Genomic DNA, 22,250 nt, shown 5'->3' on the forward strand with positions numbered 1-22,250 from the left:
CGTGGGTGCCATGCAGCCACTCGGCGTCGACGAACCCACTGTCGTGGGGCCCTACCGGCTGCTCGGCCGGCTGGGCTCCGGCGGCATGGGCCGCGTGTATCTGGGCCGCAGCGCGGGCGGACGGACGGTCGCGGTCAAGATCGTGCATCCGCACTTCGCGCTCGACGAGGAGTTCCGGGCCCGCTTCCGCCGCGAGGTCGAGGCGGCGCGACGGGTCGGCGGTGCCTGGACGGCCCCCGTTCTCGACGCGGACCCCGAGGCGCCCGTGCCCTGGGTCGCCACCGGCTACGCGGCCGGGCCCTCACTGACGGCGGCCGTGGCCGACGGCGGTCCGCTCCCGGTCCACTCCGTGCGCGCGCTCGGCGCCGGGCTGGCCGAGGCCCTCACGGCGGTCCACTCCCTGGGTCTCGTCCACCGTGACGTCAAACCGTCCAACGTGCTGCTGACCCTCGACGGCCCCCTGCTGATCGACTTCGGGATCGCCCGGGCCACCGACGGCACCGCCTCCCTGACCTCGACCGGCGTCTCGGTCGGCTCACCCGGCTACATGTCCCCCGAGCAGATCCTCGGCAAGGGCGTCACGGGCGCCGCCGACCTCTTCTCCCTCGGCGCCGTCCTCGCGTACGCGGCCACCGGCGAGCCTCCGTTCCCGGGGGACTCGTCCGCCTCCCTCCTCTACATGGTGGTCCACGAGGAGCCCCGACTCGACGCGCTGGACGGGGAGCTGCGTGAACTGGTGGCGGCCTGCCTGGCCAAGTCGCCCACGGATCGGCCCACTCCGGCCGAGGTCGCGGTCCGCCTGGCGCCGCAGGGAGCGGCCCGGCTCGTGACAGCGGGCTGGCTGCCGGGCGCGCTGGTGGAACAGGTGAGCCGAAGTGCCGTACAGCTGCTGAACCTTGAGGCGACGGGGGCGGAGGAGGCCGCGCCGTCCGGGCTGGTGGGGTTCAGCAGTCCGGCGGTGGGCACCGGCGGTCCCGGGAGCACCGGAGGGACCGGCGCCGGGACGGGTGCCGGGAACGGGTTCGGGCCGCCCGGATCCGGGTTCGGGACGTCTTCGCCGACGCCCGGGTTCGGTCCGCCGCCGCCCGGTTTCGGACCGCCGCCCACGATGCCTCCGTACCTTCCCGGGCAGCGCGAGACGGGAGGTGCCGGGCCCCAGGACGCCGTGCACCGTGACGGGGCGCCGGACAACGGGCAGGCGCAGGACCGGCCGGGCAAGGTCTCCGTCAGTGTCGCCGCGACCACCGCGCCCGGGACGGACGGCCGGGGCCGCCGGATGAGCTGCACGGTCGCGCTGGCCGTGGCGGGAGCGCTGGCGGCCGTGACCGTCGGCTCGGCGTTCCTCTTCGACCTGTTGCCGGGCGGGGGCTCGGACAACCAGGACAGCGCGTCGGGACCCGCTCCGACCGCGCGGGGGAGCCGGAGCCCGTCCGCCTCCTCGGGTCCGTCGTCCGGGGCGACCGCCGCCGAGCCCGCTCCCACGCGGAGCACGCCCGGCGCGACCGGGCAGGCGTCCGCGATCCCCGCCGGCTACCTCGGCACCTGGGAGGGCGACGCCCTCGCGCTGGAGGGCACCCTGCCCATGGGCACCTTCCGCGTGACCGTCCACCAGGCCGCCGTGGGGCAGGAGTTGGGCACCTTCCGGCAGACCGACCAGATCGGCGGCATCTGCGACGACACCCTCATCCTGAAGAAGGTCACCGCGAAACAGCTCGTCGCCACGAGCGTCGCCGACAAGTCCAACCGGGACGTCTGCACCACCGGCCGCCACGAGGTCCGGCTGACCCCCGGCGCCGGCACCCTCACCTACGAGACGGACAACCCCGACGCGGGCGACCCGGTGGCCAAGATGACGAAGGTCGGATAGGGCGCGTCGGGCCCGTACAGGGCAGGTGCGCGCATGTCCCGGATCAGGCGGCCGCGGGCTTCTCGCGGGTGCCCATGACCCGGAAGGCCACGATGATCAGGGCCGCGGACACCAGCACCGTCGACAGCACCCCGACGGCCCAGACCCAGGGGTACTCGACGTGCACCCAGCACGCTTCGCCGCGGCTGTGGCAGGAGCCGTCCCAGTCCCTCCGGTGCTGGGGGCGGAAGCTCGCGAACACGACCAGTGCCCACAGCAGACAGGCGGTGACGCCGGGCAGGGAGGCGATGGCCCACCCCAGTGAACGGAGCCTGCTCGTACGCCACTTCATCCGGGACAGCGTCATCGTCACGACGGCGAACCCGGTCGGGGCGAGGGCGCCGACGACCGCCGCGAAGCCGTATCCACCGCCGGGTACGGCTGGGGCGACCCGGCCCCAGAGAACGTGCCCCCAGGTCATGCCCAGGAGCGCGAACCCGACGATCCCCGCCATGCCGACCAGCATCACGAGACAGCCCAACCACGACTCCCCGCGGGACGCCTTCTCCCTCGCCTGCGACCACGCCGACGGCCGCTGCCGCACGTGCTCGTAGCGCAGCGCCGCCCCGGTCGCCCTGCGCCGCTTCGGCCTCGACGACCCGCCCACCGGACCTCCTCGTCCCCCTCGTACCCACGTCACGGGTGCCCGCCGGGTCACATCGGCGTGGTCACCGTCAGCGGCTCGCCGTCGCCGAGGTGCAACAGGCCCTTGCCGGGGGCGACCGGTCCGCCGACCATGCTGCGGTTCGTGCGGATGCCGATCAGCTCGCCCGCGGAGGAGTCCTGCGGCGACAGCAGGATGCCGCGGCGGCCCTTCTTCATCTCGACCTGCCAGCCGGAGAAGCCGCTGCACACGTCCTCCTCGTCACCGGCGATGACCAGGCCGAGGCCGCGTTCGCCGCCGCGCTGCACGATCCGCTTGAAGACCGTCTCGGCGTCGCAGTCCTCCAGGACCTCGCCGTCGTCGACCAGGACCACGATCGGCTCCTCGCGCGACGCCGAGTCGATGGCCTCGCGCAGGTCGTCGCTCTCGATGTCGTCCTCGTCGAACACCTTCAACACGCCGTCCTCACCGTCCAGTTCACGCAACGGCGACGGGCGGGGCGCCGCGACGACCAGCCGGACCCCCTGGGCCAGGTACGACCGGGCCATGTTCATCAGCGTCGTGCTGCGGCCCGACTTGGCGGGTCCCGCGATCACGAACGTCGGCACGCCCTGCGACAGGTCCGGGCCGAAGCCCATGATGTCGTCGCCGCCGATGCCCACCAGCCCCCACAACTTGGAGCGGGAGGCGTCCGGGTCGCGCATCTCCCAGGCGTCGGCGAAGGTGATCCGGGTCGGCAGCACGTCGACGCGGAACGGGCGCCGGGAGCGCGGGAGTTCGGCGTCCCGGGCGGCGGCTTCCTCGCCGATCGTGGAGAGGGCGGCGGCCTGCCCCTGGCCGGTCGCGTCCTCGGTGAGCAGCGCGAACTGCGTCTCCGTGCCGTGCTCGTTGCGGTAGCCGCGGCCCGGCGGGATCTCCTCGGGGATCTTGCGGGCGTTGATGCCGATCAGCGAGAAGTCGGAGCGGTCCGCGAGCCGCAGACCGTACTTGTCCTCGGTGAGCGAGCCGATCCGGGTGGAGAGGATCTGCCGGTCACCCGTCATCACCATGTGCAGGCCGACGCTCGCGCCCTCCCGCATCATCGCGGTCAACTGGTCGGTGAGGTCGCCGTGGTCGTACTCGCCGAGGGTCGGCAGCCAGCCCTCCCAGCGGTCCAGCAGCACCACGATGTGCGGCAGCCGCTCGTCCTCCGGCACCGCCGCCCGCTGCTCGCCGATGTCGGCGAACCCCTTGTCCGCCAACAGGTCCTGCCTGCGCGTCAGTTCACCCTTGAGACGGGCGATGAGACGGACCACGCGCTCGGTCTGGTTGCGGCCCACGACGGCACCGCAGTGCGGCAGCCGGGTCAGCGCGTTGAGCGCGCCGTTGCCGCAGTCGATGCCGTACAGGTGGACGTCGGCCGCCGAGTGGGTGCGGGCCAGCGAACCCGCGATCGTGCGCAGGATCTGCGAACGGCCACTGCGCGGGGCACCGCCGATCAGCAGGTGCCCGAAGGACGCGAAGTCCACGACGACCGGCCGGCGGGCCTGGTCCGCGGGCAGGTCCTCCACGCCGTACGCGGCAGGGGCCAGCTTGCCGGGGCCGCCCGCGAACGCGGGTACCGGGACCTCGTCGAGGAGCAGCGTCTCGGACAGCGCCGGCAGCCAGGGGCTGTGCTGCGGCGGGATGCCGAGCACCCGGTTGGCGTCGCGGACGGCGTCGACCAGCACCTTCAGGTCCGTGATCTCCTCCTCCTCGCGCTGCTCGGCCTTCGGCTTGACCAGCGCGGCCCGTCCGAGGTCCGCCCAGTCCAGCGGCCCGGCCCAGGGCGCGAGTGCCGTCGGATCGGCGGCACCGGGGCGCCGGCCACCCACGCGGCCCGACTGGAACGGCACCAGCGAGGCGTGCCCGAGCCGGACGTACGCCCGGCCCGGCGTGCTCTTGGAGATGTGGCCGGCCTCGGGGGAGTCGATGACGTCGCTGGACTCCCCGCCGTCGGTCACGCGCAGCGCTATCCGCAGGTTGGTGTTGGCCCGGATCTCCGGTGAGACCACACCGCTCGGGCGCTGGGTGGCCAGCAGCAGGTGGATGCCGAGCGAACGGCCTCGCTGGGCGATGTTGACCAGACCCGTCACGAAGTCGGGCAGGTCGCGCACCATGGAGGCGAACTCGTCGATGACGATGAGGAGTCGGGGCACCGAGGCGTGCGAGGGGTCGCGGCGCACGAGATCCTGGTAGTCCTCGATGTCCTTGGCGTCGGCCGCGGCGAGGATGTGCTCGCGCCGCTTCAGTTCCGCGCCCAGCGACTCCAGGGCGCGCTCCACGAGATGGGCGTCGAGGTCGGTCACCATGCCGACGGTGTGCGGGAGTTTGACGCAGTCCTTGAAGGCCGAGCCGCCCTTGTAGTCGACGAGGACGAAGGTCATGTTCTCCGGGGTGTTGGCCACCGCCAGCGACGCCACGATCGTCTGCAGCAGCTCCGACTTGCCGGAGCCCGTCGTACCGGCGATCAGACCGTGCGGCCCGTCGCGCCGCATGTCGATGCCGAACGGACCGTCGTACGACTCACCGACGACGGCCATCGTCGACTGGCCGCCCATCCGCCAGCGCGCGGTGATCGCGTCGCTGGTCGGCGGCTCCAGCTGGAGCACGTCGAGCAGCCGGCTGGCACCGGGCAGTGCCGAGTCCTCGGTCTCCCCGCTGATGTCGCGGAGCGGGGACAGGGCGCGCGCGAGCCGCCCGCACCAGGCCGCCGACACGAAGTCCGGCCGTACGTCCTTGACCCGCGCGATGCCCGTCTGCTGCACGCGCAGCCGCAGTTCGAGGGGCTTGCCCGCACCGGCGGCGGAGTCGTCGGGCTCGGCCGCGTGCCAGGCGTGGAAGGACGGGAACCCGCCGGGCGCCGCCGGTGCGGCGGGCGCCGTGCGGCCCGGCTGCCGCGCCGCCTCGTGCTCCTCCGGCTTCGGCTCCGCGATCACGATGGCCTGACACTCGCCGGGCAGGAACCGCTCCTCGGCGTCCAGACAGAGCGCGTACATCGACATGGCCGGACCCTCGCGCAGCAGCCGCACCACACCGGGCATGGACCGCAGCCGGCGCGAACCGTCCCACACGACGACGATGTCGGGGTCGCTGAAGGACGCCTTGTTGCCGTTCGCGCGAGCGGCCTTCTGGCGGGCGTCGAGGAGCTGGGTCAGCTCGCCGATCCGGGCGCCGACGGTCTCGGCGTCCGTGCCGATCAGCACGTTGGCGTCCTGCGCTCCGGCGGGCCTGCTGTGCGGCAGCCAGCGCACCCAGTCCCAGCTGTCCCGGCCGCTGTTCTCCGTCAGTACGTAGAACTGCACGTCCAGCGGGCTGTGCAGCACCGCGGCCTGGGCGACGGCCCAACGACCCAGCGCCTGGGCCGAGTCACCGGGTCCGGCGATGCCGACGACGCCACGCTCGGCGAGCGGGAGGGCGACCGGCGCGTCCTCGATCGTCCAGGTCACCTGGCGCTTGTGCTCGTCCCGCTCCGGGTCGTCGAGCACGACCTCGGACGGCATCTGTCCGGTGCCGACGCGCAGCAGCAGATGATCGGCGTCGGTGCGGCGCCGCTCCCACAGCCGGGTGCGCGGGCCGGTGCCCAGTGACAGCACGGTCGCCGGATCGGGTATCGCCTGCCGCCGGTCGAGCCGCTCGGCGGCCAGGGCCTCCTGGGCGTCGTTCTCGATCCGTTCCTTGTGCTCCTTGTACTCCTTGACCTGCTTCGCATGGGACTTGCGCCCCTGCTTCTTGTCCATGAAGTAGTTGCCGAGCATGATCAGCGGGCTCAGCAGCGCCATGATCATGTAGTACCAGCGCCCGAACACCATCACCATGACGACGGCACTGACCAACGGAGTCAGCGCCATCAGCCAGGGCAACGGCCGTGCCTCGTAGTCCCGTACGGGACTGGGCAGCCGGAACTTCGTCTCCCGCTCCGGCGGATGCAGCCGCGGCGGCCGGTTGTAGTCCAGCCCCGCGCCGTCCTCGGACCACTTGAGAGCGGCGTTCGGCGGCGTGTAACGGTCCAACTGCAGAAGGGTGTTGCCGACGGCGACCTGACCCCCGAGGGGCCAGGAGTCGCCGTCCAGGGAGGCGAAGACCTCCCCGTCGAGCCGTACGCCGTCCTTCCGGTCCGCGTCCTCGCCCGCGCCGGCCTTCTCGCCATGGACGTCGAGACGGCAGGTTCCATCGGTTGCAACTGACAACGTCAGGGCGCGGGAGGGCAGTTCGGGATCGTCGATCCGGATGTACGAAGCGGCGCCGCTGCCGATGTCGTAGCGGCCGATGCCGAGCCGGTGCACCGCACCCGCGGCGGGACCACCGGCCACCCGCAGCTCGACGAGCCCGGTCGGCTCGCCGGGCAGACACCCGGCGGGGTCGTGCAGGCTGACGACGGCACCTTCGCGCAGCGGGGAGGTGCCGATGGTCGCGCCGGGATCGACGGGATACCCGTCGACGTACGCGACGGGAGCGCCGCCGCCCGCGGCCCCCTGGTGGTGGCCGAGCGGGATGATCTGCGCGCCACCGCTGTACCCGACGTGCTCGGCCAGTTCCTTGGCGATGTCCCCCACCGAGGACTCGGGATCCGCATCAAGAACGACGTCGGCGGTGGCACCGCCGAGCGGATCGACGACGGTCAGAGTGAGCCGCACGCTCGTCCTCCCCCAGACACCCGAGGCCGCTTCCGGAGCGCGGGCCACAGTGCCCCCGACGATATCCGCTCACCCCTTCCCGCAGGCAACGGGCGGTGTGAGGGAACGACGAAGGCCGCCCGCGCACCCGGACCCAACCGTGTCCCGGGCCCCGCCCCCGGCCCTCCCTCTGGTGCGGGCTCGTGACAGAACCGGGGTGTGCTCCTGCAAGCGCCATAAGTAAGCTGCATGCTCAATGCGGACGATCGCATCATCCGCATCAGGAGCCACGGGGGTTGGCCCTGCGGCGAGTTGAGTATGGAGGACGCCACATGGCCGGCGGCAAAGACGCAGACATCACTTACGAGAAGATGCGGGGCGCTGCTAAGCGACTGGGCCACGAGAAGGAAAAGATGGAGGACAAGCTCCACGGCCTCGACAGCTACATCGACGGCCTCGTCGCGGACGGCTACACCACGTCCAAGGGCTCGCAGGCCTTCGACGACTCCTTCAAGGAGTTCACCAAGGGCATGAAGGACACCCTTGAGGGCCTCAAGGGCATGGCCAAGTTCCTCGAGGACGCCGCGAAGGCGTACGAGGACCTGGACGACCAGCTGGCCAAGGGTGTCAAGGGCTGACGAAGCCCGGCGTACACGCACAGCTTGAGTGTGATGGGGCACATGCCGTGCCCCATCGCACTGCCGTGCCAGATGTCGGAGTCACGAGACGAGCACGGTGAACTCCACACCTGTCCTGAGGGAATTCTTCAATGGGTGACAAAACCGCGTACGACCTGGATCTGATCAAGGACTGTTCCCGGTCCTTGGGCAAGATCCACCGTGAGTTCGAGCACCACGGCAATCCCGCTGACGGCTACAACGATGCTCTCGGGCACGGTGGCCTGAAGGATGCCTTCGGCGACTTCGGCGACACCTGGAAGAAGACGCGCAAGGCGCTCATGAAGGAAATAAAGAAGCTCGCCGAAGCCACGTCGGTCGCTGCTCAGAAGTACGAGGAGATCGACCATGAACTGGCCAAGGCCATTTCAGGTGCCAAGGGGAAGGGCAAGTAGTGAGCAGGCGATCCGGCGACTGGCCGCCTTTGTGGGACGACGATCCGACCCCCGGTGATCCTCATGAAGTCGCCGCACTCGGACGCAAGTTGCGCACCATGGCCGAGATGATCGACGAACAGGCCAGAGTCATCGCGGCGTTGTCGTCCGTGGACGGCTGGGACAGCGACGCGGGACGCGCTTTCAATGAGGTGGCGGACGGCGCGGGCGACCGGCTGAAGAAGGCGTTCGAGCGGTACGACGAGGCGGCGAAGGCGCTGGGGGTGACGGTCGCGGACGGGGAGTCGAAGGAGTTCGCCGGAGAGCTGCACCGTGCTCAGCAGAAGGCCGACAGGGCGCTGGCGGACTACCAGGAGGCCAAGAGCGATCACGATCTCGCGGAGCGGGAGGTGAAGAAGTTCACCGACAAGCACCTCGTCACCGACATTCCCGAGGCGGACAGACCCGAGTACGAACGCTGGAAGAAGAAGCAGAACGAGGCGCTGCACCGGATCGGCCAGGCGCGGGGGGACGTCAAGGACGCCCGGGACATCTTCGACGATGCGGGGGACCGCGCGGCCCGGCACATACGCGACGTCGTCCATCACGACGCCGTCAGAGACCCTGGCGGATTCATGAACTGGCTCGCCGACTGGGCGGACACGTTCTCCAACCTGTCGGCGATCCTCTCGGTGCTGGCCGTCGTGTGCGCTTTCGTCCCGCCTCTGCAGTTCCTCGTCCCCATCTTCGCGACGCTCGCCGTCCTCTCCAGCGCGGCCGCCCTGGCAGGCCATGCGTACGACATGTCGGTGCGCGGCGGGAAGGTGAGCTGGCTGAAGCTGGGCACCGACGCGCTGGGCATCCTCCCCGGCCTGGGAGCACTGAAAGGCTTCCGAGCCTTGAGCGGCCTCAAGGGTGTGGCGAAGCTTCGCGCCCTCGGGTCGTTCAGGGGAACCGCGGCCGTGGCCGGCATCGGTCACAACTTCCTCAATGGCCTGAGCGTCACGCTGACCAACAAGGTGCTGGCCAACGGTCTCAAGTTGGGTCAGAAGCTGGGGGCTTCCGGCCTTCCGGAGAAATTCGTGCCTCTGGGCGGCAAGGAGATCACGGCCGCCATCAAGGGGACCGGCCTGGCGAGTGCCCTGCACCGCATGTTCAGCGGAGAGAACGGCGGGACGACCGGCTATCAGCCGCCCGCCGGGAAGCCCGCACCGACGCCACACCCCACACCGAGCCCTTCGCCGGGGCCCTCGCCGAAGCCGTTCCACGCCGCGCTCGCCGCGTAGCCGTGACGGAACGAAGGAGAACGGCACATGAGTGACGAAGACGAAGTCGAGCTCGGGGAGTGGGAGTTCATCGGTCGCCGGGGGACGGATCCTGTCCGGCTCGTTCCCGGTGAGGTGATCGCCGCTGTCCCCGAGGCGCGACGACTGGCGGAGGAGTCGGGACGGGACGTCTCCTTCGACTATCTGGACGACGGCGCGGTGCTCCGCATGCTGCGCCTTCGGCACGAGGACGAACAGGAGATGTTCACGGCGGGCTTCAGGACCGGGGTGCCGCTCGCGCTCATCGGGTTCGGCGGGGCGGTCTACTGGGGTGGCGTGGCGCAGTACTGGGAGTCGGATCGGGCGCGGCTCGTCTACCTCGCCGCCGCGGGCATCGCCGTTCTGCTTCTGCTGGGCTTCTGGATCCGAGCCGCGGTACGACACTGGGGTGATCCCGCCCGGCAGAACCTCCGTGCGAGAGCGAAGAGGTATCGCGAGGTCGCGCACGTGGCCCGCGACGGAGGGGCCGAGGTTCCCGCGGGCTATCCGCACTACGGCCCGTACCCCTTTGCGGCCACGTACCGGCATGGCGTGGAGGAACGCGGCCGGGACGGGAGAAGTGGGGCGTGACCGTCATATCGGCCGAAGGCGGTATGCGGGAATCGGCGGACCGGAACGGCATGGACATCCGTTGGATCATGCCCGACGGCTTCTTCGAGATCCCGACGGACGCGGAGGATCTGGACGAGACCGCCGACCGCCTGATGGAACTCGCTCGGACCGTGATGCCGGAGGCCGACTTCGCCGTGCAACTGGAGTGGGCCGTCATGCTGGCCGCTCACTACGACTCGTTCGTCGAAGCGGGAGTGCACTACTCGGGGTTCGTCCTCAGCGAGGTCGAAGGCACGCGTTGCACGGCCACGGTGACCGTGAGCATGATCGACCTCGATGCCGAGGCCGGCCCCCGTCCCGTGGGGTTCCTGGGCTCGTCCCTGCGACACCTCGGCATCGGACAGGTCAGCGAGATCGATCTGCCGTGCGGTCCCGCCGTCTGCTGCATCGGGGAGCGCCAAGGCAGTCTGGACGGCGGTCTTACGGTGTCGGGCAAGGACGAGGCTCTTCGGACGTCCTTCATCCAGGTCCAGGTGCCGTTGACCAACGGGACCGTCGTGGTGCTGGAGATGAGCACGCCCACACCTGAGGGATGGGACGTGTTCTCGTCCATGTTCGCCGGGGTGGCGAAGAGCGTGCGCCTGTTCGACGTGGAGGGCGAGTCGCTGGTGATGCCGGCATGACGACCGGACCGGACGTCTCGGCACCGCCCAAGGACTATCGACTGCTGGTCCCGCGGGAATGGTTCAGGATCGACCTGGGCCATGACCGGTGGCGCCGAGAGCTGAAGACGTTCGTGGACCGTCAGGCCGAGGGCAAGAGTGTCCCGGCGGAGGTCACACAGGAAGCCTGGACGACCCTGCGCAACACGGCTGAAGCCGCCGTGGCCAAGGGCGCGTTGGAGTTCTTTCTGCGGCCGGAACTGCGGGACGGCAGCATCCTGCCCGTGTCGCTCGTGGTGAGTCTGATCCCCACGCCCGGTGCTCCCTCCCCCGACCAGCTCTTCGCTTCCTTCGGCGAGCGGGAGCGCAGGAAGGGGACCGGCGCCGAGGTGTCCGCCGTCGTTCTGCCCGCCGGCGAAGCGGTCCGGATTCGTACGGGGACGACCGTGGACTGGTACATCCATATGCCAGGGTCCGTCGGCTACCTGGTCCTCGGCTTCGTCGTCCCCCTCACCGGAGTGGACGGCGCGATGGGACGCCTGTGCACCTCGATCGTGGAGTCCCTGCGCTGGATCATGTGAGCCGGGTACCTCTCGGCTCCTCGACTCGGCCGGGTGGACTTTGCTTCCGGGAGGTCCGGAGAGGCTCGTACTGACGGTCTCTGTACGCCCCCTTTGCTCGTCATTGGTTGCTGGCTCGAAAACCCGTGCAAGAGGGTGGAGGGCGGCCGCCGTGAGGTGGGTGTGCCGCATGAGGCGGCCCGCGGTGGCCGTCGGAAGGCACACGGGGGTGGCAGTGGCGGATCACATCGCGGTGTCCACGTCGGAGCTTCGGGACATCAGCCGCTCCGTCGCGAAGCTCAAGGCGCACTTCGAGGACGCCAAGGACCTGGTCGACTCCTACGACGCGGAGATGGGTTCCGGCGAGGTCGCCGGCGCCCTCGACGCGTTCGCGGACGACTGGAAGAAGAAGCGCAAGCAGCTCTGCGAGGGTCTGGAGTTCCTCGGCAGGACGGCCGGCGAGGCCGCCAAGGCGTACGACGGTCTGGATCAGCATCTCGCCGATGCCCTGCTCACGTCCCAGTCCGGCAACGGCGGCAGCGGCACATGAGCGACGACTTCCCGGGCGTCGACTGGCAGACCGCCCGCTACGACGACAGGGAGTTCACTCCGGGCGACCCCTACGAGGTCGCCCGACTCGGCAAACGCATCGCCGACACCGCCGCCCTCATCGAGGACCAGGCGACCAAACTGCACAACCTGGTCGACGGGAACGGGTGGGACTCCGACGCGGGCCGTGCGTTCCAGCAGAAGACCGAGGACACCGTCGGGCTGCTGACCGCGTCGCACCACCGGTACGCGGCCGCGGCGGACGCCCTGGGCTCTCGCGTGGGCTCCGCTCCCTCCGACGAGCACCAGCACAGCGACTGGGCCACCGCGCTCGACCACGCGCAGAACCTCGTGCGGGACGCCCTGAGGAAGGCCAAGGCCGCCGACGCCGACAGCAGCCACTGCCAGAAGCAGATCGACCAGCACCCCGGGCCCGACGACCACCCCGACAAGAAGAAGCTGGACAAGCAGAAGGAGTGCGCCGACGGCGACCTGGAGGACGCCAGGACGGCCCTCCGACGGGCCTTGTCGTACCGGGACACCCAGGCCGGTTACGCCCAGTCGGCCATCCACGACGCGGTCGAGCACGACGGACTGAAGGACCCCCAGCACCACTGGTGGGACAACTGGAAGGACTGGGTCGCGGACATCGGCCACTGGGCCGGAGTCGCGGCGGCCGTCCTCGGCGTACTGGCCCTCGTCCTGAGCTGGGTACCGGTACTCGGCGAGGTGCTCGCCGCCCTCGCCCTGATCGCCTCGGTCGTGGCGCTGGTCTGTGACACGATCTCCGCCCTCGACGGCAAGGGCACGTGGCTCGACGTCGCCATCGACGCCGTCGGTGTCCTCTCCTTCGGCGCCGGCCGCCTGCTCGGCACGACGGCCAAGGAAGCCGCCGTCGCCGCCCGCGGGGCCTCCGCCCTGAAGGACGTACAACTGGCGAAGGACGTGGGCCTGAATCCGGCGGCCGCCCGTGGCCTCGCCGAAGCACTCAACGGGGTCAAGCCCGGCCAGATCGGCAAGGCGCTGGCCGAGGGACCGGCAGAACTGCTGCCCCGTATGAGGTCCGTGGTCAAGGAGTCCCTGGACGTCAAGGCGTACGTCAACGACATCCGAGTCGCGGCGGGCCAACTCCCCGGTGAGGAAGGCCTGGTGACCGCCGCCGCACCGAAGCTGGCGCAGATCTCGGCGTCCTCGTTCAAGACCATGGCGCAAGCCGGCAAGGCCCTCTACATCGGCAGCCAGACCCTGCCGCTCGCCCTCGGCTGGTCCAACCTGGCGCCCGTCGGCGAGGGGGAGACGAAGGCCACCGGCCCGAACCTCCTGAGCGGACTCAAGGAGATCCCGGGGATCGGGGCCGGCGGCATCCCCTTCTACAACTGGACCTGGAATGCCGGTGGGTGACGCGAACGGACGACGCCGGCGACCCTGCGCCCCCCGCACGGAACCGCCGCGGAGGGCCACGGAACAGGGAGCCGGTTCATGACAGGAGACGACGGTGCGGAGTCCCTCGACGCACTCTTCGCGGGCCTGCCGGAGGACGGATGGCGAACGCTGGAACAGATCGGCATGGGACTGCCCGAACTGCGCCGCATGGCCGCGCAGGACGGTGGAATGGTCCGCGTGCGGGGCGTCCTCTCCGAGTTCACCGCCCACCAGGAAACACGGCATCCCGGCGACGACGAGGGCCCACCGGAGCGTGCTGCCGTACGACCCTGGGCGCTGCTGTTCGCGGCGGCCGTCGCGGGTGTGGCCCTGACCGCGCTGGGCACCCTCCTGATCCACGAGACCGCAGTGCTCGTGGGCGTGCTCTGTGGCCTGGGTGTTCTCTTCACGGCGCTGCGGACCCGCGCGTCGTACGGGGGCCTGGCGCTGCGATGGATCACTGTCGCGGCGTACGCGGCCCTCGTGCTCACCGTCTCCTTCAACACCCAGCAGTGGTACCTGAAGGTCCGGGGAGTCGAGCAGACGGTGACGATCGCCGCACCGCTCCACCAGTGGACGCACGGAACCCGCGAGACGTACTGCCGGGTCCGGCTCGGCGACGGCTCCGTGCACCAGGTACTCGACAACAGGGAGAAGTGCGCCGACCGCGTCGGCCTCGACGACACGGCCGTCGTCGACCCGGCCGGGCACTACCGGCCGTTCCTCGGGACGAGATCCGACATCGGCGGCACAGCGGGCGCGATCGCCGCCCTGGGCGCCGCCGCTGTGCTGATCCTGGCTCCGGCGAGCGCCGTGGTCCTGGGACGGCGGGGGCCGCGCACCGGGCGACCGCGCGCGGGGCGGACAGGCCGAACGAATGGGTGACAGCGGGCGAACCGAGCGAAGAGAGCGATCCGACGCGATGACGGGCGACGCGAGACAGGGCACGGCTGCTGAGCGGACCGGGGGCAGGACGGCCGCCGATCTGAGCGGTACGACGGTCGCCGGAGAGCCGATACACGGAACCGGCGCCGACGCGGAGGCACACCCGGCACCCCCCTCCGACTACCGCCTGGCCGTCCCCGAGGGCTGGGAGCGAATCGTCCTGGACCCGGACCGCTGGCCGCACCGGATCGACAAGCTCGTCAACCGCGGCCTGCGCAGGACCCGGGCCACCCCCCAGCTGAAGGCCGCGCTCGCGGAACGGATCCGGGCACAGGCCGAAGCGGCCCACGCGAACGGAGGGGTCGAGATGTACCTCGTCGACCAGGTGATCGGCCAGGTCCCGGTGTCCGCCGGGCTCGTCGTGACCCTCCTGCGGCCACCGCCCGGCAGCGAGGCCGGGGACCTGTCCGACACCGCTCTCTCGCTCGCCGCAGGCGGCGCCGACGTCAGCACCGTCGACCTCCCCGCGGGCCCGGCCGTACGCCACCGCTACCGCCGTACGCCCTCGCCCGAGGACCCGGACGGCAACAGGCTCACCGTCACGCACCTCGACGTCCACCTCGCCGTACCGCACAGCGACCAGCGCCTGTTGCTCTCCTTCTCCACGCCGATGGAGCCGCTGGCGGACGCGCTGGTGACGCTCTTCGACTCGATCGCCCGAACCCTCCAGTGGATGGCCTGATGCCCGAGTACGCCGATTCCACCGTCCACATGAAGGCGCCGGACGGCGCTGTGACCCTGCCCGTGCGCGGTGCGGTCGATCTGGATTCCTGGTCTCAGGAGGCCGCCCGTCTCCGGGCCGGCCACGACGCCGACGCACGGTTGACCGAGGCGCTCGCCGTCGAACTGGGCGAGGCGGCGGCCGACGCCCGCACCCGCGCCCCGATCGTCGCGCTCTCGTACGTCCCCGAGCCACGCTTGGGGGAGTTGGCCCGCGTCGAACTCTCGGCGCTGGTCGCCGACGAGACGTACCCCGCGGTGACGGTGGACCTGCTGCACCGCTACCTGGCCACACCGACCAGCATCTCGTTCCGCCCGCCCGAGGCCGAGCGCCGCACTCTGCCCATCGGGCCCGCCGTACGCGTCCGGCACGCCTACGCCCAGGAACCCGACCGCGACGGAACGGGCACCATCCTGGAGACCTGCGCCTACGGCATCTGCCCGGACGAGAAATGGGGCCTCGTCCTGCTCACGTCCTGGCGGGCCCTGGCCCACACGGACGCGCTGTGCGCGCTGACGGACGGCCTGGCGGAGACGGTCACGGTCACGGTGACGTCGGCTCGGTGAGCCAGCGTCGGGGGCGAGGCCGAGACGCCGACAGCGGGTGGAAGCCGCGGCTGGTGCGTGCTTCACGTCTCGTCGGTGAAGGACACCGTCTGCGTGATCGCCGCTGTCATGTCGCAGAACTCGCCCCAGTACTCGGTCGACGCCGTATAGAGCGTGAGGATCGCCGTGTACGGGCCTGTGGTGAAGGGGATGTGGATCTGGATCTGACCTGTGAGGAGCTTGGTCTCTTCACCGGTCGCCGTGACCTCGGGCCGGAGAGTGAACTCGCGGAGCGTCACGCACGAGACCGCGGGACCGCAGGGCAGGTCCAACCAGCGCGCGTCGTTCAACGGATCCGAGGAGAGAATCGCCAGGGTCCCCTGCGCGGCGACGTCGGGCTCCGTCTGGTCGGTCTTCACTGCGGCCACGGTGAAGGCGCACTGGGCGACACCACTTCCCTCGGTGGAGAAGAGACCCATGGCAGCGTACGAAACGCCCTCGCCCGCCATGTATTCGGCGATCCCCGCGTAGTAGGGCGCCGCCGGCGACCAGATCGAATCGTCCCCCTGCGAGTAGAGCTCCCGCACGAACGAGTCGGCCAGGGCGTCGCGTTCCTCCGTGGTGCGCGCTATGGGAAGGGCGAACAGACCGTCCGGGACGGTGAACCATATCGGTGGTATGTCGGACCCGTCGTCGGATATCGAGGGCGGGACGGTACCGGTGGGGGTGGTCATGTGAGGAGTTCCGCTCAGAGGTCGCCGGGCTTGAATTTCACGGACTCGCCGTTCGGGCCCATGATTCTGAGCCCTGGGTCTGCACCCCGGCGCGGATTCGGAGCCAGGTCCGTGGTCACCTCGACAGTGAAGTTCCCGCTGGGGCGCTGCGTCACCACGGCGTGGTGAGCGTGGCGCTTCGCAGAGAAAGCCGTCACCGCCTCCTTCTGCCCGGAGGTCAGCGCTTCGAGTGCCACGAGCCTGGAGTCGTAGGCGAGGTGGCGCACGACTTCCCAGTAGTCGCTGGCCTCGGGCGGGGCGAGCCTGCACCATGAGCCGTCCGTGAAGGTGATCACGGCTTCGGCGCCCACCTTGCTGAAAGTCCGGCGCTCGACGCTCGCGACGTGGTCGCGGTCGATCTGCCAGAGCACTTCGTCTTGAGTGGTGTCGTCGTCGGGGAAACCGATGACGAGTACGCGGCGGTCGGTGACGACGAGGTGGGTGCGGTAGTTCTCAGGGCAGCGGCTCGGATCCAGCTGCCAGGGGAGTGTCCGCGCGAGAGTGTCGGATCCCGCCCACATCACAGGAAAGTCGTCGACCTCGTTCTCGTGGTCGTGTGAGCGGCCCGTACCTCTGGGACTGCTGCCGGCGCTCCCCGCTGCTGCCACCATTTCCACCGCTGCCAGGACAGCGAGGGCAGCAGCTCGAACACCGAATGCTCCGGTCGCTCGGGCCCGCCGTTGCGACTTGGAAAGGATGGTGAAGACGGGGCCTTCAGGCCATCCGGCCAGGTCGTCCTGGATGTCGTTGCGAGCTGGGTCGCGGAACCAGCGCATGCCCGAGACGGCTGTGGCCGTGCCGGTCGCGAAGACGCCGGGGCTTCGTGCGAGGGAGGTCTCTCCCGGGGGTGGTTGCCATACAGCCATCCGAATGACGCTTTCAGTGAGAGGTGGCGGCCTCGTGGAACCGGTCGCCAGGATTGACCGCTTCCCCGATGTGCTGCGTGATGGTGGTGATCTTCGGACCGATCTTGCCGGCGGCGTCGATAGCGATACCCAGGGACTTCTCCGGATTGAAGTCGAACTTACCGCCACTGATCAGCTTCAGGCCCTTTGTCCCGACCCACTGGCCCTGGTGATAGCCGGCCTCGGCAAGACCAGCGAGCCGATTCATGGTTCCGGACTCGGAACTGATGAAACCGATCTTTTCGAACGATCCCCCCAGCACGATCCGCTTGCCCGGCAGGCTGAGCCCACCCTCCACCTTCTTGGCCAGATCTCCGGTGGCGAAGAGATTGCGTGTTCCCGCCGCGAGCTCCTCGGCGTTCATCCCCTTGCCGAACATCGCGGCCCGACCCATGGCCGTCGCTTCGTCCGCAACCTTGACACCCTTGCCGAAAAGACCGATGCCGGGAAGGAGACCGAGCGCGTCCGTCCCGATCTTCATCCAGCTGACGTCCCCGCCGGCCGCTTTGGCCACGGAGTGCGCCAGCAGGGCAAGTCCACTGGTGAGAAGGGCTGCGGCGCCGAATATGGCACCCAGAGGCTCGAAGGGGATGGTGATGATGGCGAGCAGACCCAGAATCGCTGTCAGGTCGCTGAGCAGATCGCCGATGAACGCGATGAGGTCGGCGTGGTCTTTGATCCACTCGCCCGTGGCGTCCCAGGCATCCGCGATGCCATCCCCCAACTTGTCCCAGAATCCCGGCTCATCAGGGGCGATGTCGCCGGCCTTGTCGAGCTCCTTGCTGATCTTGCCCGCCGCCAGCGCATAGCGACTCTCCAGGTCGTGGACCTTGTTGGTGACCTCGTCCACCGCGCCGGATGCCTTGCCCAGCTCCTCGCTGCCCTTGCCGTCGGCCTTCTGCTCGGCCTTCTCCTTGGCTTCGAGTTTCTCTCCGGCGGCCTTTTCGAGGCGCGTCGCCTCGTCCTGGAAGTCGTGCAGCTCGGTCGCCCAGCGGTGCAGCGCGTGGGAGGCCTTGTCGAAGGAGTCGTGACTCTTGCGTATGAGAGGCGTGACGTCCTTGCCTATGTACTCGCTGAAGGCGACCGCGGTCTTGCCCTTCCAGGCACCCGCCTCGATCTGCTCGAGTTCCTTCAGCGCCGTCCCCAGCTCGCTCGCCAGGTTCCCGAGCTTCTTGGCCAACTCCCGGGTGTCCTCGACATCACCGGGGGTGGGGTCCCAACCTATGTGGGGGAAGGCGGGGCGCTGTCCGGCCATGTCACTTGCCCTTTTTCTTCGGGGCCTTGAGGGATTCCGCGAGATCGAGGTCGAGCTTCCCGAACGAGTCGGCGATCTTGTCGATCATCTTGACCGCGCCCTGGGTGTGCTTGCCGAGCTGCTTGATGCCGTAGCCCCAGTCATCGGCGAAGTCCTGTACGTCCTCCACGAGTTTGCTCTCACCCACAGCCGAGGCGTCCGTCCCCCGGAGGGTGCGGCGGGTCGCCTCCATACGGTCGCTGATGCTGGAGAAGGTCTTTTTCAGGTCCTCGAAGATGGTGTCTTCGAGGCGAAGGTCACTCATGCGGTCTCTGACTCCCTGAGTCGTCGCTGGGCCCGGGTCGCGCGGATCCGGCGGCCACGGTCATCGATTGACGGACTGGATCTCCTGGACGGTCACGTCCTGGGTGGTCCCGAAGGTGCCGTCGGGCAGGTCACCGCCCGCGCCGCCGCTGCCGGTCCAGTCGATCTGCCAAGTGATGGTCGCGCGGAGTTTGTACGCGCCGTCGCCCGAGGAACGTAGGTAGTTGATCCCGCACGACGGTTCCCTGCCCGCATCGCCTCGCGCGAACGCCTCGCCGATTGACCCGTCGTCGTTGATCCGACACTCGCCACCCGCGGGGTAGGTCTCGGCGTCGCTCGTCCCGGGTTCGAGCTTCAGGGACACCGGCTTTGCCGTCGTGGTGGCTTGGATGTTGAGGCCGTTGACATTGAGCGACGCTGTGACGGATACGTTCTTGAACGTTGCCCTGTCCAGCCATGCCCAGGTCGGCAGATTCACCTTTGTCGGGCCCTCAGGGGCCATGGTGACGTGCGTGTCGGGGACGCTGACGCGGTTGTAGGCGAGTTGGGCGAGGATTTCCGGGGTGACCGCGTTCTCCACCGGGGGAGTGTCGCCGTTGTCGACCCAGAACGGCTGCTTGTCGCACTGCTGCGCCTCAGGAGTCAGCCAGCGCTCCCGGTCCCGCGTCGCTACCCACCAGTTGCCCTCGTCGGCCTTGTCCTTGTTGTAGTCCTTGTACTCGCCATCCTTGTAGTAAGAACGGAATTGGGCCACAGAGCTCTTCGCATAGCTCGGCTGCCTGGGATCGTCGGCGACGAGGCTGTACCCCTCTTCCGTGTTCTTCGCGAACTCGTCCACGGAGTAGGGCTCGTACCAGCAAGCCGGTGGCGTCCAGTTCCCGACGGGGGTGAGGCCTCCGGTCGACCGGCCGCCGCCTCCCTTTGTGCCGCCGCTGAACGTGATCCGCGATGCCAGGGAGTGCCCGTCGAGCGACCCTTGCTGTTTCGTGTCGGCTCCCTCGTGGCCCGCGCCTACATCCACGTCGGCGTACGCGGCGGGCGCGAGAAACGCTGAGACAGTTGCGAGGCAGGTGGCCATGAGAGCCGAACGGGAGATAGTCACGGCGTGCACGCGGAGTTGGCCCTCTCGGAATTGAGGACGGCGGTCTGCCAGACGCCCTTGTCGCTCTTCTCCAGCCGAGTGACGTAGAGGAGGTAGGACTTGTTGGTCACCGGTGTCTTGTCGGCCTTGCCGGTCCTCAAGTCCTTGGCGAAGGCCTTTCCCTCGAACGAGCAGTAGGAGAGTGTCGCCTTGTCCTTCGCGTAGACATTCAGGCGGGGCCGGAAGTAGCGGGTGTCACCGGTCATGGACTTCTTGGCGTCCACGAATCCTTTGACCCACTGGGATGCCCCGACCAGGGCGTCGCCCTTGTAGTAGAAGCCGAGTACGGGCTCGTCCGCGTCGCCCTGGGTGATGGCGTAGTCCAGGGCGTCAATCCGGCGGGATGCGTCAGCCAGTACGGCGTCCTTCGTGGCGTCGCCCGTCTTCCAGTCGTCGAAGTCGTTGGTGAGGTCACCGGGAAGCGTGACCTTCGGGTGCTGTGCCGAACCCTCTGGGCTCGCGGTCGGCGACGCCGACGTCGTGGAAGAGCTGGAATCCGCCCCCGCGATCTTGTCATTCCCCTTCGAGCTGTCGTCCCCGCTGCCGCAGGCTGTCAGCAGGAGTGCCGCGGTCGCGGCGAACGCGGCAGCAACGGGCAAAGAGCGGCGCTTCACAGTGGACTCCCCGTGAGACATCAGTTCAACCAAGTCAGTCAAGGGCAATGACGGTATCTGTGGGGCTGATGGTTTCGCCAGGAGGTACTTCCCCGGGGATGGGGATGAACGAGGGCAATTACTCGCCATCTGGGCGTCTTCCCAGCTCCGGGCGGCCCGCCGTGCGTCAACTGCGTGATCCCTCCACAGATCCGCCACGTTCTCGACACGGCCGGCGGGCGGGGTCCGGAGCCGCCGCCCGGGTGCCGCGCCCCGCCGGTGAGCGTCGCCCCCTTCGCAGGAGTGAGCGCCGGCTACGTCAAATCGGCCCGTCCCGGCGGCTCGACTCGTACGCCTCCCACGCCCGCCCGATCCCCACCTCGTACCCTGACCCAAGCCGCCGGCCCGAACAGAGTGGCGAACGGGCGCCGGCTACGGCGAACGATGAACGACGAACGATCGACCACGACCCCGGGGGACACAGTCATGGCCCGCTACATGGAGACGCTCACCATCGAGCGCGGCGGATTCCGGATCAAGGTGCCTGAGTCGTGGTGGGAGTTCGACGTGCGGCCGGAGTCGCGGGACGACTCGATACGGCGGATGGTCACCGAACGGATCGACGAGCGCCCGGAGTTGGCGCAGTACCGCGACACCTACACCGCCTTCCTGCGCAAGGCCGCCTCCGACGCCTGGAAGTCCGGTGCCCTGTACTGCGGCTGCATGGCGGAGTCGTTCGGTGGTGACACCCCGATCACCGGATCGGTCACGGTGTCGATCGTCGGCGGGCGCTCGCAGACCGGCGAGCCCCTCTCCACCGATCCTCAGGTCATCGCCGGCCAACTCGCGGTGCGGGAGGCCAAGAAGGAGGGGGACGCCTGGCGCAAGGTGACGACCGTCGAGATACCCGGCGTCGGTCCCGCCGCGCGGACGTACGGGATCGAGGACATCGCCGTACCGGACGACAGCCTTCAGCGCACGATCCGTGCCGTCCTCATGCAGACGTTCATCCCCGTGCCCGGCCAGGAGGGCAAGGTCGCGCTCGTCGCCGGGAGCAGCCAGGTCCTCGACCTCGCCGACTCCTTCTTCGACATCTTCGACGCCATCACCTCCACCTTCCGCTTCGCGGCGTAACGCCCCGGCCGCCACCCCCGGGTCCGCCCCGGCGTCCCTTCCTCGCCTCGCACACATCCAGTAACTTCGCTCATGCATACGAGTGTTGTTGTTGGTGTTGTTGGTGGTGTTGCTGTCACGGGGGTTGCGGCATGGCGGGGAATCGGCCGGGTGACTGGCATGTGCTGGATCTGGACAGGGATCCGACGCCGGGCGATCCGGATCGGGTGCGGCATCTGTCGAAGAATCTGCATGACTTCGCCGATGACGTGGGTGATGCGCTGCGTCTGATCAAGGGGATGGCGGACGAGGACACGGTTCTGCAGTGGGCGGGGAAGTCGGCGAAGGCGTTCCAGGACGAGTTCGCCGGTGTGCCGAAGCAGTTGAAGAAGCTGAAGAAGTCGTACGAGATGGCGGGGGATGCCCTTGCCGCGTACTGGCCGAAGTTGGAGCGGGCGCAGGCGCTGGCGGACAAGGCCCTCGCCAAGGGGCGGGATGCCCAGTCTGATCTCACCTCGGCCAAGTCGCGTCTGTCGTCAGCTGATTCGTGGGTGGCGCGGGCGAACAAGGAAGCGGACAAGTACAAGGACGACCCGACCGGCAGTAAGAGCAGCGTCGAGAAGCCGGACGAGGCGAAGGTGCGGGCCGCCACGCGGGATGCCCAGCATGCCAAGTCCGCGCACGAGAGTGC

22 protein-coding genes are annotated in these 22,250 nt (G+C 69.3%); 14 read left to right on the forward strand and 8 right to left on the reverse strand.

The window, feature by feature from the left end:
- Positions 1–10 precede the first annotated feature (10 nt).
- Positions 11–1,867, forward strand: a complete 1,857-nt coding sequence (locus tag AB0C62_RS29260; protein WP_362978200.1) for a serine/threonine-protein kinase — start codon at positions 11–13, stop codon at positions 1,865–1,867.
- A 43-nt stretch (positions 1,868–1,910) separates the two neighbouring features.
- On the opposite strand, the gene AB0C62_RS29265 is transcribed toward AB0C62_RS29260, so the two are convergent.
- Entirely contained in the window at positions 1,911–2,513 is a 603-nt protein-coding gene (locus AB0C62_RS29265; protein ID WP_362978156.1) for a hypothetical protein, read from the reverse strand.
- Between the two features lie 47 nt (positions 2,514–2,560).
- A complete protein-coding gene (locus tag AB0C62_RS29270) occupies positions 2,561–7,165 on the reverse strand; it encodes an FtsK/SpoIIIE domain-containing protein (RefSeq protein WP_362978158.1) in 4,605 nt (1,534 codons plus the stop codon).
- A gap of 311 nt (positions 7,166–7,476) precedes the next feature.
- On the opposite strand from AB0C62_RS29270, the gene AB0C62_RS29275 reads away from it, so the two are divergent.
- From AB0C62_RS29275 to AB0C62_RS29325, 11 genes are all read left to right on the forward strand, one after another.
- Positions 7,477–7,782 (forward strand): WXG100 family type VII secretion target, encoded by a 306-nt coding sequence (locus AB0C62_RS29275; protein WP_081218742.1) that lies wholly within the window; start codon positions 7,477–7,479, stop codon positions 7,780–7,782.
- Positions 7,783–7,913: 131 nt separating this feature from the next.
- Positions 7,914–8,216 (forward strand): hypothetical protein, encoded by a 303-nt coding sequence (locus AB0C62_RS29280; RefSeq protein WP_362978160.1) that lies wholly within the window; start codon positions 7,914–7,916, stop codon positions 8,214–8,216.
- Positions 8,216–9,481, forward strand: a complete 1,266-nt coding sequence (locus tag AB0C62_RS29285) for a putative T7SS-secreted protein (RefSeq protein WP_362978162.1) — start codon at positions 8,216–8,218, stop codon at positions 9,479–9,481. The genes AB0C62_RS29280 and AB0C62_RS29285 overlap by 1 nt, the downstream gene beginning before the upstream one ends.
- Positions 9,482–9,508: 27 nt before the next feature.
- Positions 9,509–10,090 carry a hypothetical protein gene (locus AB0C62_RS29290; RefSeq protein ID WP_362978164.1) on the forward strand — a complete coding sequence of 194 codons (582 nt, stop codon included), beginning with the start codon at positions 9,509–9,511 and terminating at the stop codon, positions 10,088–10,090.
- On the forward strand, positions 10,087–10,755 hold the full coding sequence (locus AB0C62_RS29295) for a hypothetical protein (protein WP_362978166.1): 669 nt from the start codon (positions 10,087–10,089) through the stop codon (positions 10,753–10,755). Before AB0C62_RS29290 ends, AB0C62_RS29295 begins: the two co-directional genes overlap by 4 nt.
- Positions 10,752–11,315, forward strand: a complete 564-nt coding sequence (locus AB0C62_RS29300) for a hypothetical protein (protein WP_362978168.1) — start codon at positions 10,752–10,754, stop codon at positions 11,313–11,315. The genes AB0C62_RS29295 and AB0C62_RS29300 overlap by 4 nt, the downstream gene beginning before the upstream one ends.
- A 208-nt stretch (positions 11,316–11,523) precedes the next feature.
- Positions 11,524–11,844, forward strand: coding sequence for a hypothetical protein (locus AB0C62_RS29305; protein ID WP_362978170.1), 321 nt, complete (start codon positions 11,524–11,526; stop codon positions 11,842–11,844).
- Positions 11,841–13,244: a hypothetical protein gene (locus tag AB0C62_RS29310; protein ID WP_362978172.1), complete on the forward strand. Its 1,404-nt coding sequence runs from the start codon at positions 11,841–11,843 to the stop codon at positions 13,242–13,244. The genes AB0C62_RS29305 and AB0C62_RS29310 overlap by 4 nt, the downstream gene beginning before the upstream one ends.
- 78 nt (positions 13,245–13,322) lie before the next feature.
- A complete protein-coding gene (locus tag AB0C62_RS29315; RefSeq protein ID WP_362978174.1) occupies positions 13,323–14,150 on the forward strand; it encodes a hypothetical protein in 828 nt (275 codons plus the stop codon).
- Positions 14,151–14,187: 37 nt separating this feature from the next.
- The gene (locus tag AB0C62_RS29320) at positions 14,188–14,892 is read left to right on the forward strand and encodes a hypothetical protein (RefSeq protein ID WP_362978176.1); all 705 of its coding nucleotides are present in this window, start codon (positions 14,188–14,190) and stop codon (positions 14,890–14,892) included.
- Positions 14,892–15,497, forward strand: coding sequence for a hypothetical protein (locus AB0C62_RS29325; RefSeq protein ID WP_362978178.1), 606 nt, complete (start codon positions 14,892–14,894; stop codon positions 15,495–15,497). Before AB0C62_RS29320 ends, AB0C62_RS29325 begins: the two co-directional genes overlap by 1 nt.
- A gap of 62 nt (positions 15,498–15,559) precedes the next feature.
- On the opposite strand, the gene AB0C62_RS29330 is transcribed toward AB0C62_RS29325, so the two are convergent.
- The 6 genes from AB0C62_RS29330 to AB0C62_RS29355 form a co-directional block, all read right to left on the reverse strand.
- Positions 15,560–16,210, reverse strand: coding sequence for a hypothetical protein (locus AB0C62_RS29330; protein WP_362978180.1), 651 nt, complete (start codon positions 16,208–16,210; stop codon positions 15,560–15,562).
- Positions 16,211–16,224: 14 nt separating this feature from the next.
- Complete coding sequence (locus AB0C62_RS29335; protein ID WP_362978182.1) at positions 16,225–17,025, reverse strand: hypothetical protein; 801 nt, start codon at positions 17,023–17,025, stop codon at positions 16,225–16,227.
- A 103-nt stretch (positions 17,026–17,128) separates the two neighbouring features.
- Positions 17,129–18,334 carry an enoyl-CoA hydratase/isomerase family protein gene (locus AB0C62_RS29340; protein ID WP_362978184.1) on the reverse strand — a complete coding sequence of 402 codons (1,206 nt, stop codon included), beginning with the start codon at positions 18,332–18,334 and terminating at the stop codon, positions 17,129–17,131.
- Between the two features lie 76 nt (positions 18,335–18,410).
- Positions 18,411–18,713 carry a hypothetical protein gene (locus tag AB0C62_RS29345; RefSeq protein ID WP_267051543.1) on the reverse strand — a complete coding sequence of 101 codons (303 nt, stop codon included), beginning with the start codon at positions 18,711–18,713 and terminating at the stop codon, positions 18,411–18,413.
- Positions 18,714–18,773: 60 nt separating this feature from the next.
- The gene (locus tag AB0C62_RS29350) at positions 18,774–19,823 is read right to left on the reverse strand and encodes a hypothetical protein (RefSeq protein WP_362978186.1); all 1,050 of its coding nucleotides are present in this window, start codon (positions 19,821–19,823) and stop codon (positions 18,774–18,776) included.
- Positions 19,811–20,467 carry a hypothetical protein gene (locus tag AB0C62_RS29355; RefSeq protein ID WP_362978188.1) on the reverse strand — a complete coding sequence of 219 codons (657 nt, stop codon included), beginning with the start codon at positions 20,465–20,467 and terminating at the stop codon, positions 19,811–19,813. Before AB0C62_RS29355 ends, AB0C62_RS29350 begins: the two co-directional genes overlap by 13 nt.
- 465 nt (positions 20,468–20,932) lie before the next feature.
- On the opposite strand from AB0C62_RS29355, the gene AB0C62_RS29360 reads away from it, so the two are divergent.
- Both AB0C62_RS29360 and AB0C62_RS29365 read left to right on the forward strand, forming a co-directional pair.
- Positions 20,933–21,580 (forward strand): hypothetical protein, encoded by a 648-nt coding sequence (locus AB0C62_RS29360; protein ID WP_362978190.1) that lies wholly within the window; start codon positions 20,933–20,935, stop codon positions 21,578–21,580.
- Between the two features lie 131 nt (positions 21,581–21,711).
- Positions 21,712–22,250: putative T7SS-secreted protein (locus AB0C62_RS29365; protein WP_362978192.1), on the forward strand; the 539-nt coding region annotated here is incomplete at its 3' end.

Source organism: Streptomyces sp. NPDC048643 (assembly GCF_040650615.1).
Classification (GTDB): domain Bacteria; phylum Actinomycetota; class Actinomycetes; order Streptomycetales; family Streptomycetaceae; genus Streptomyces.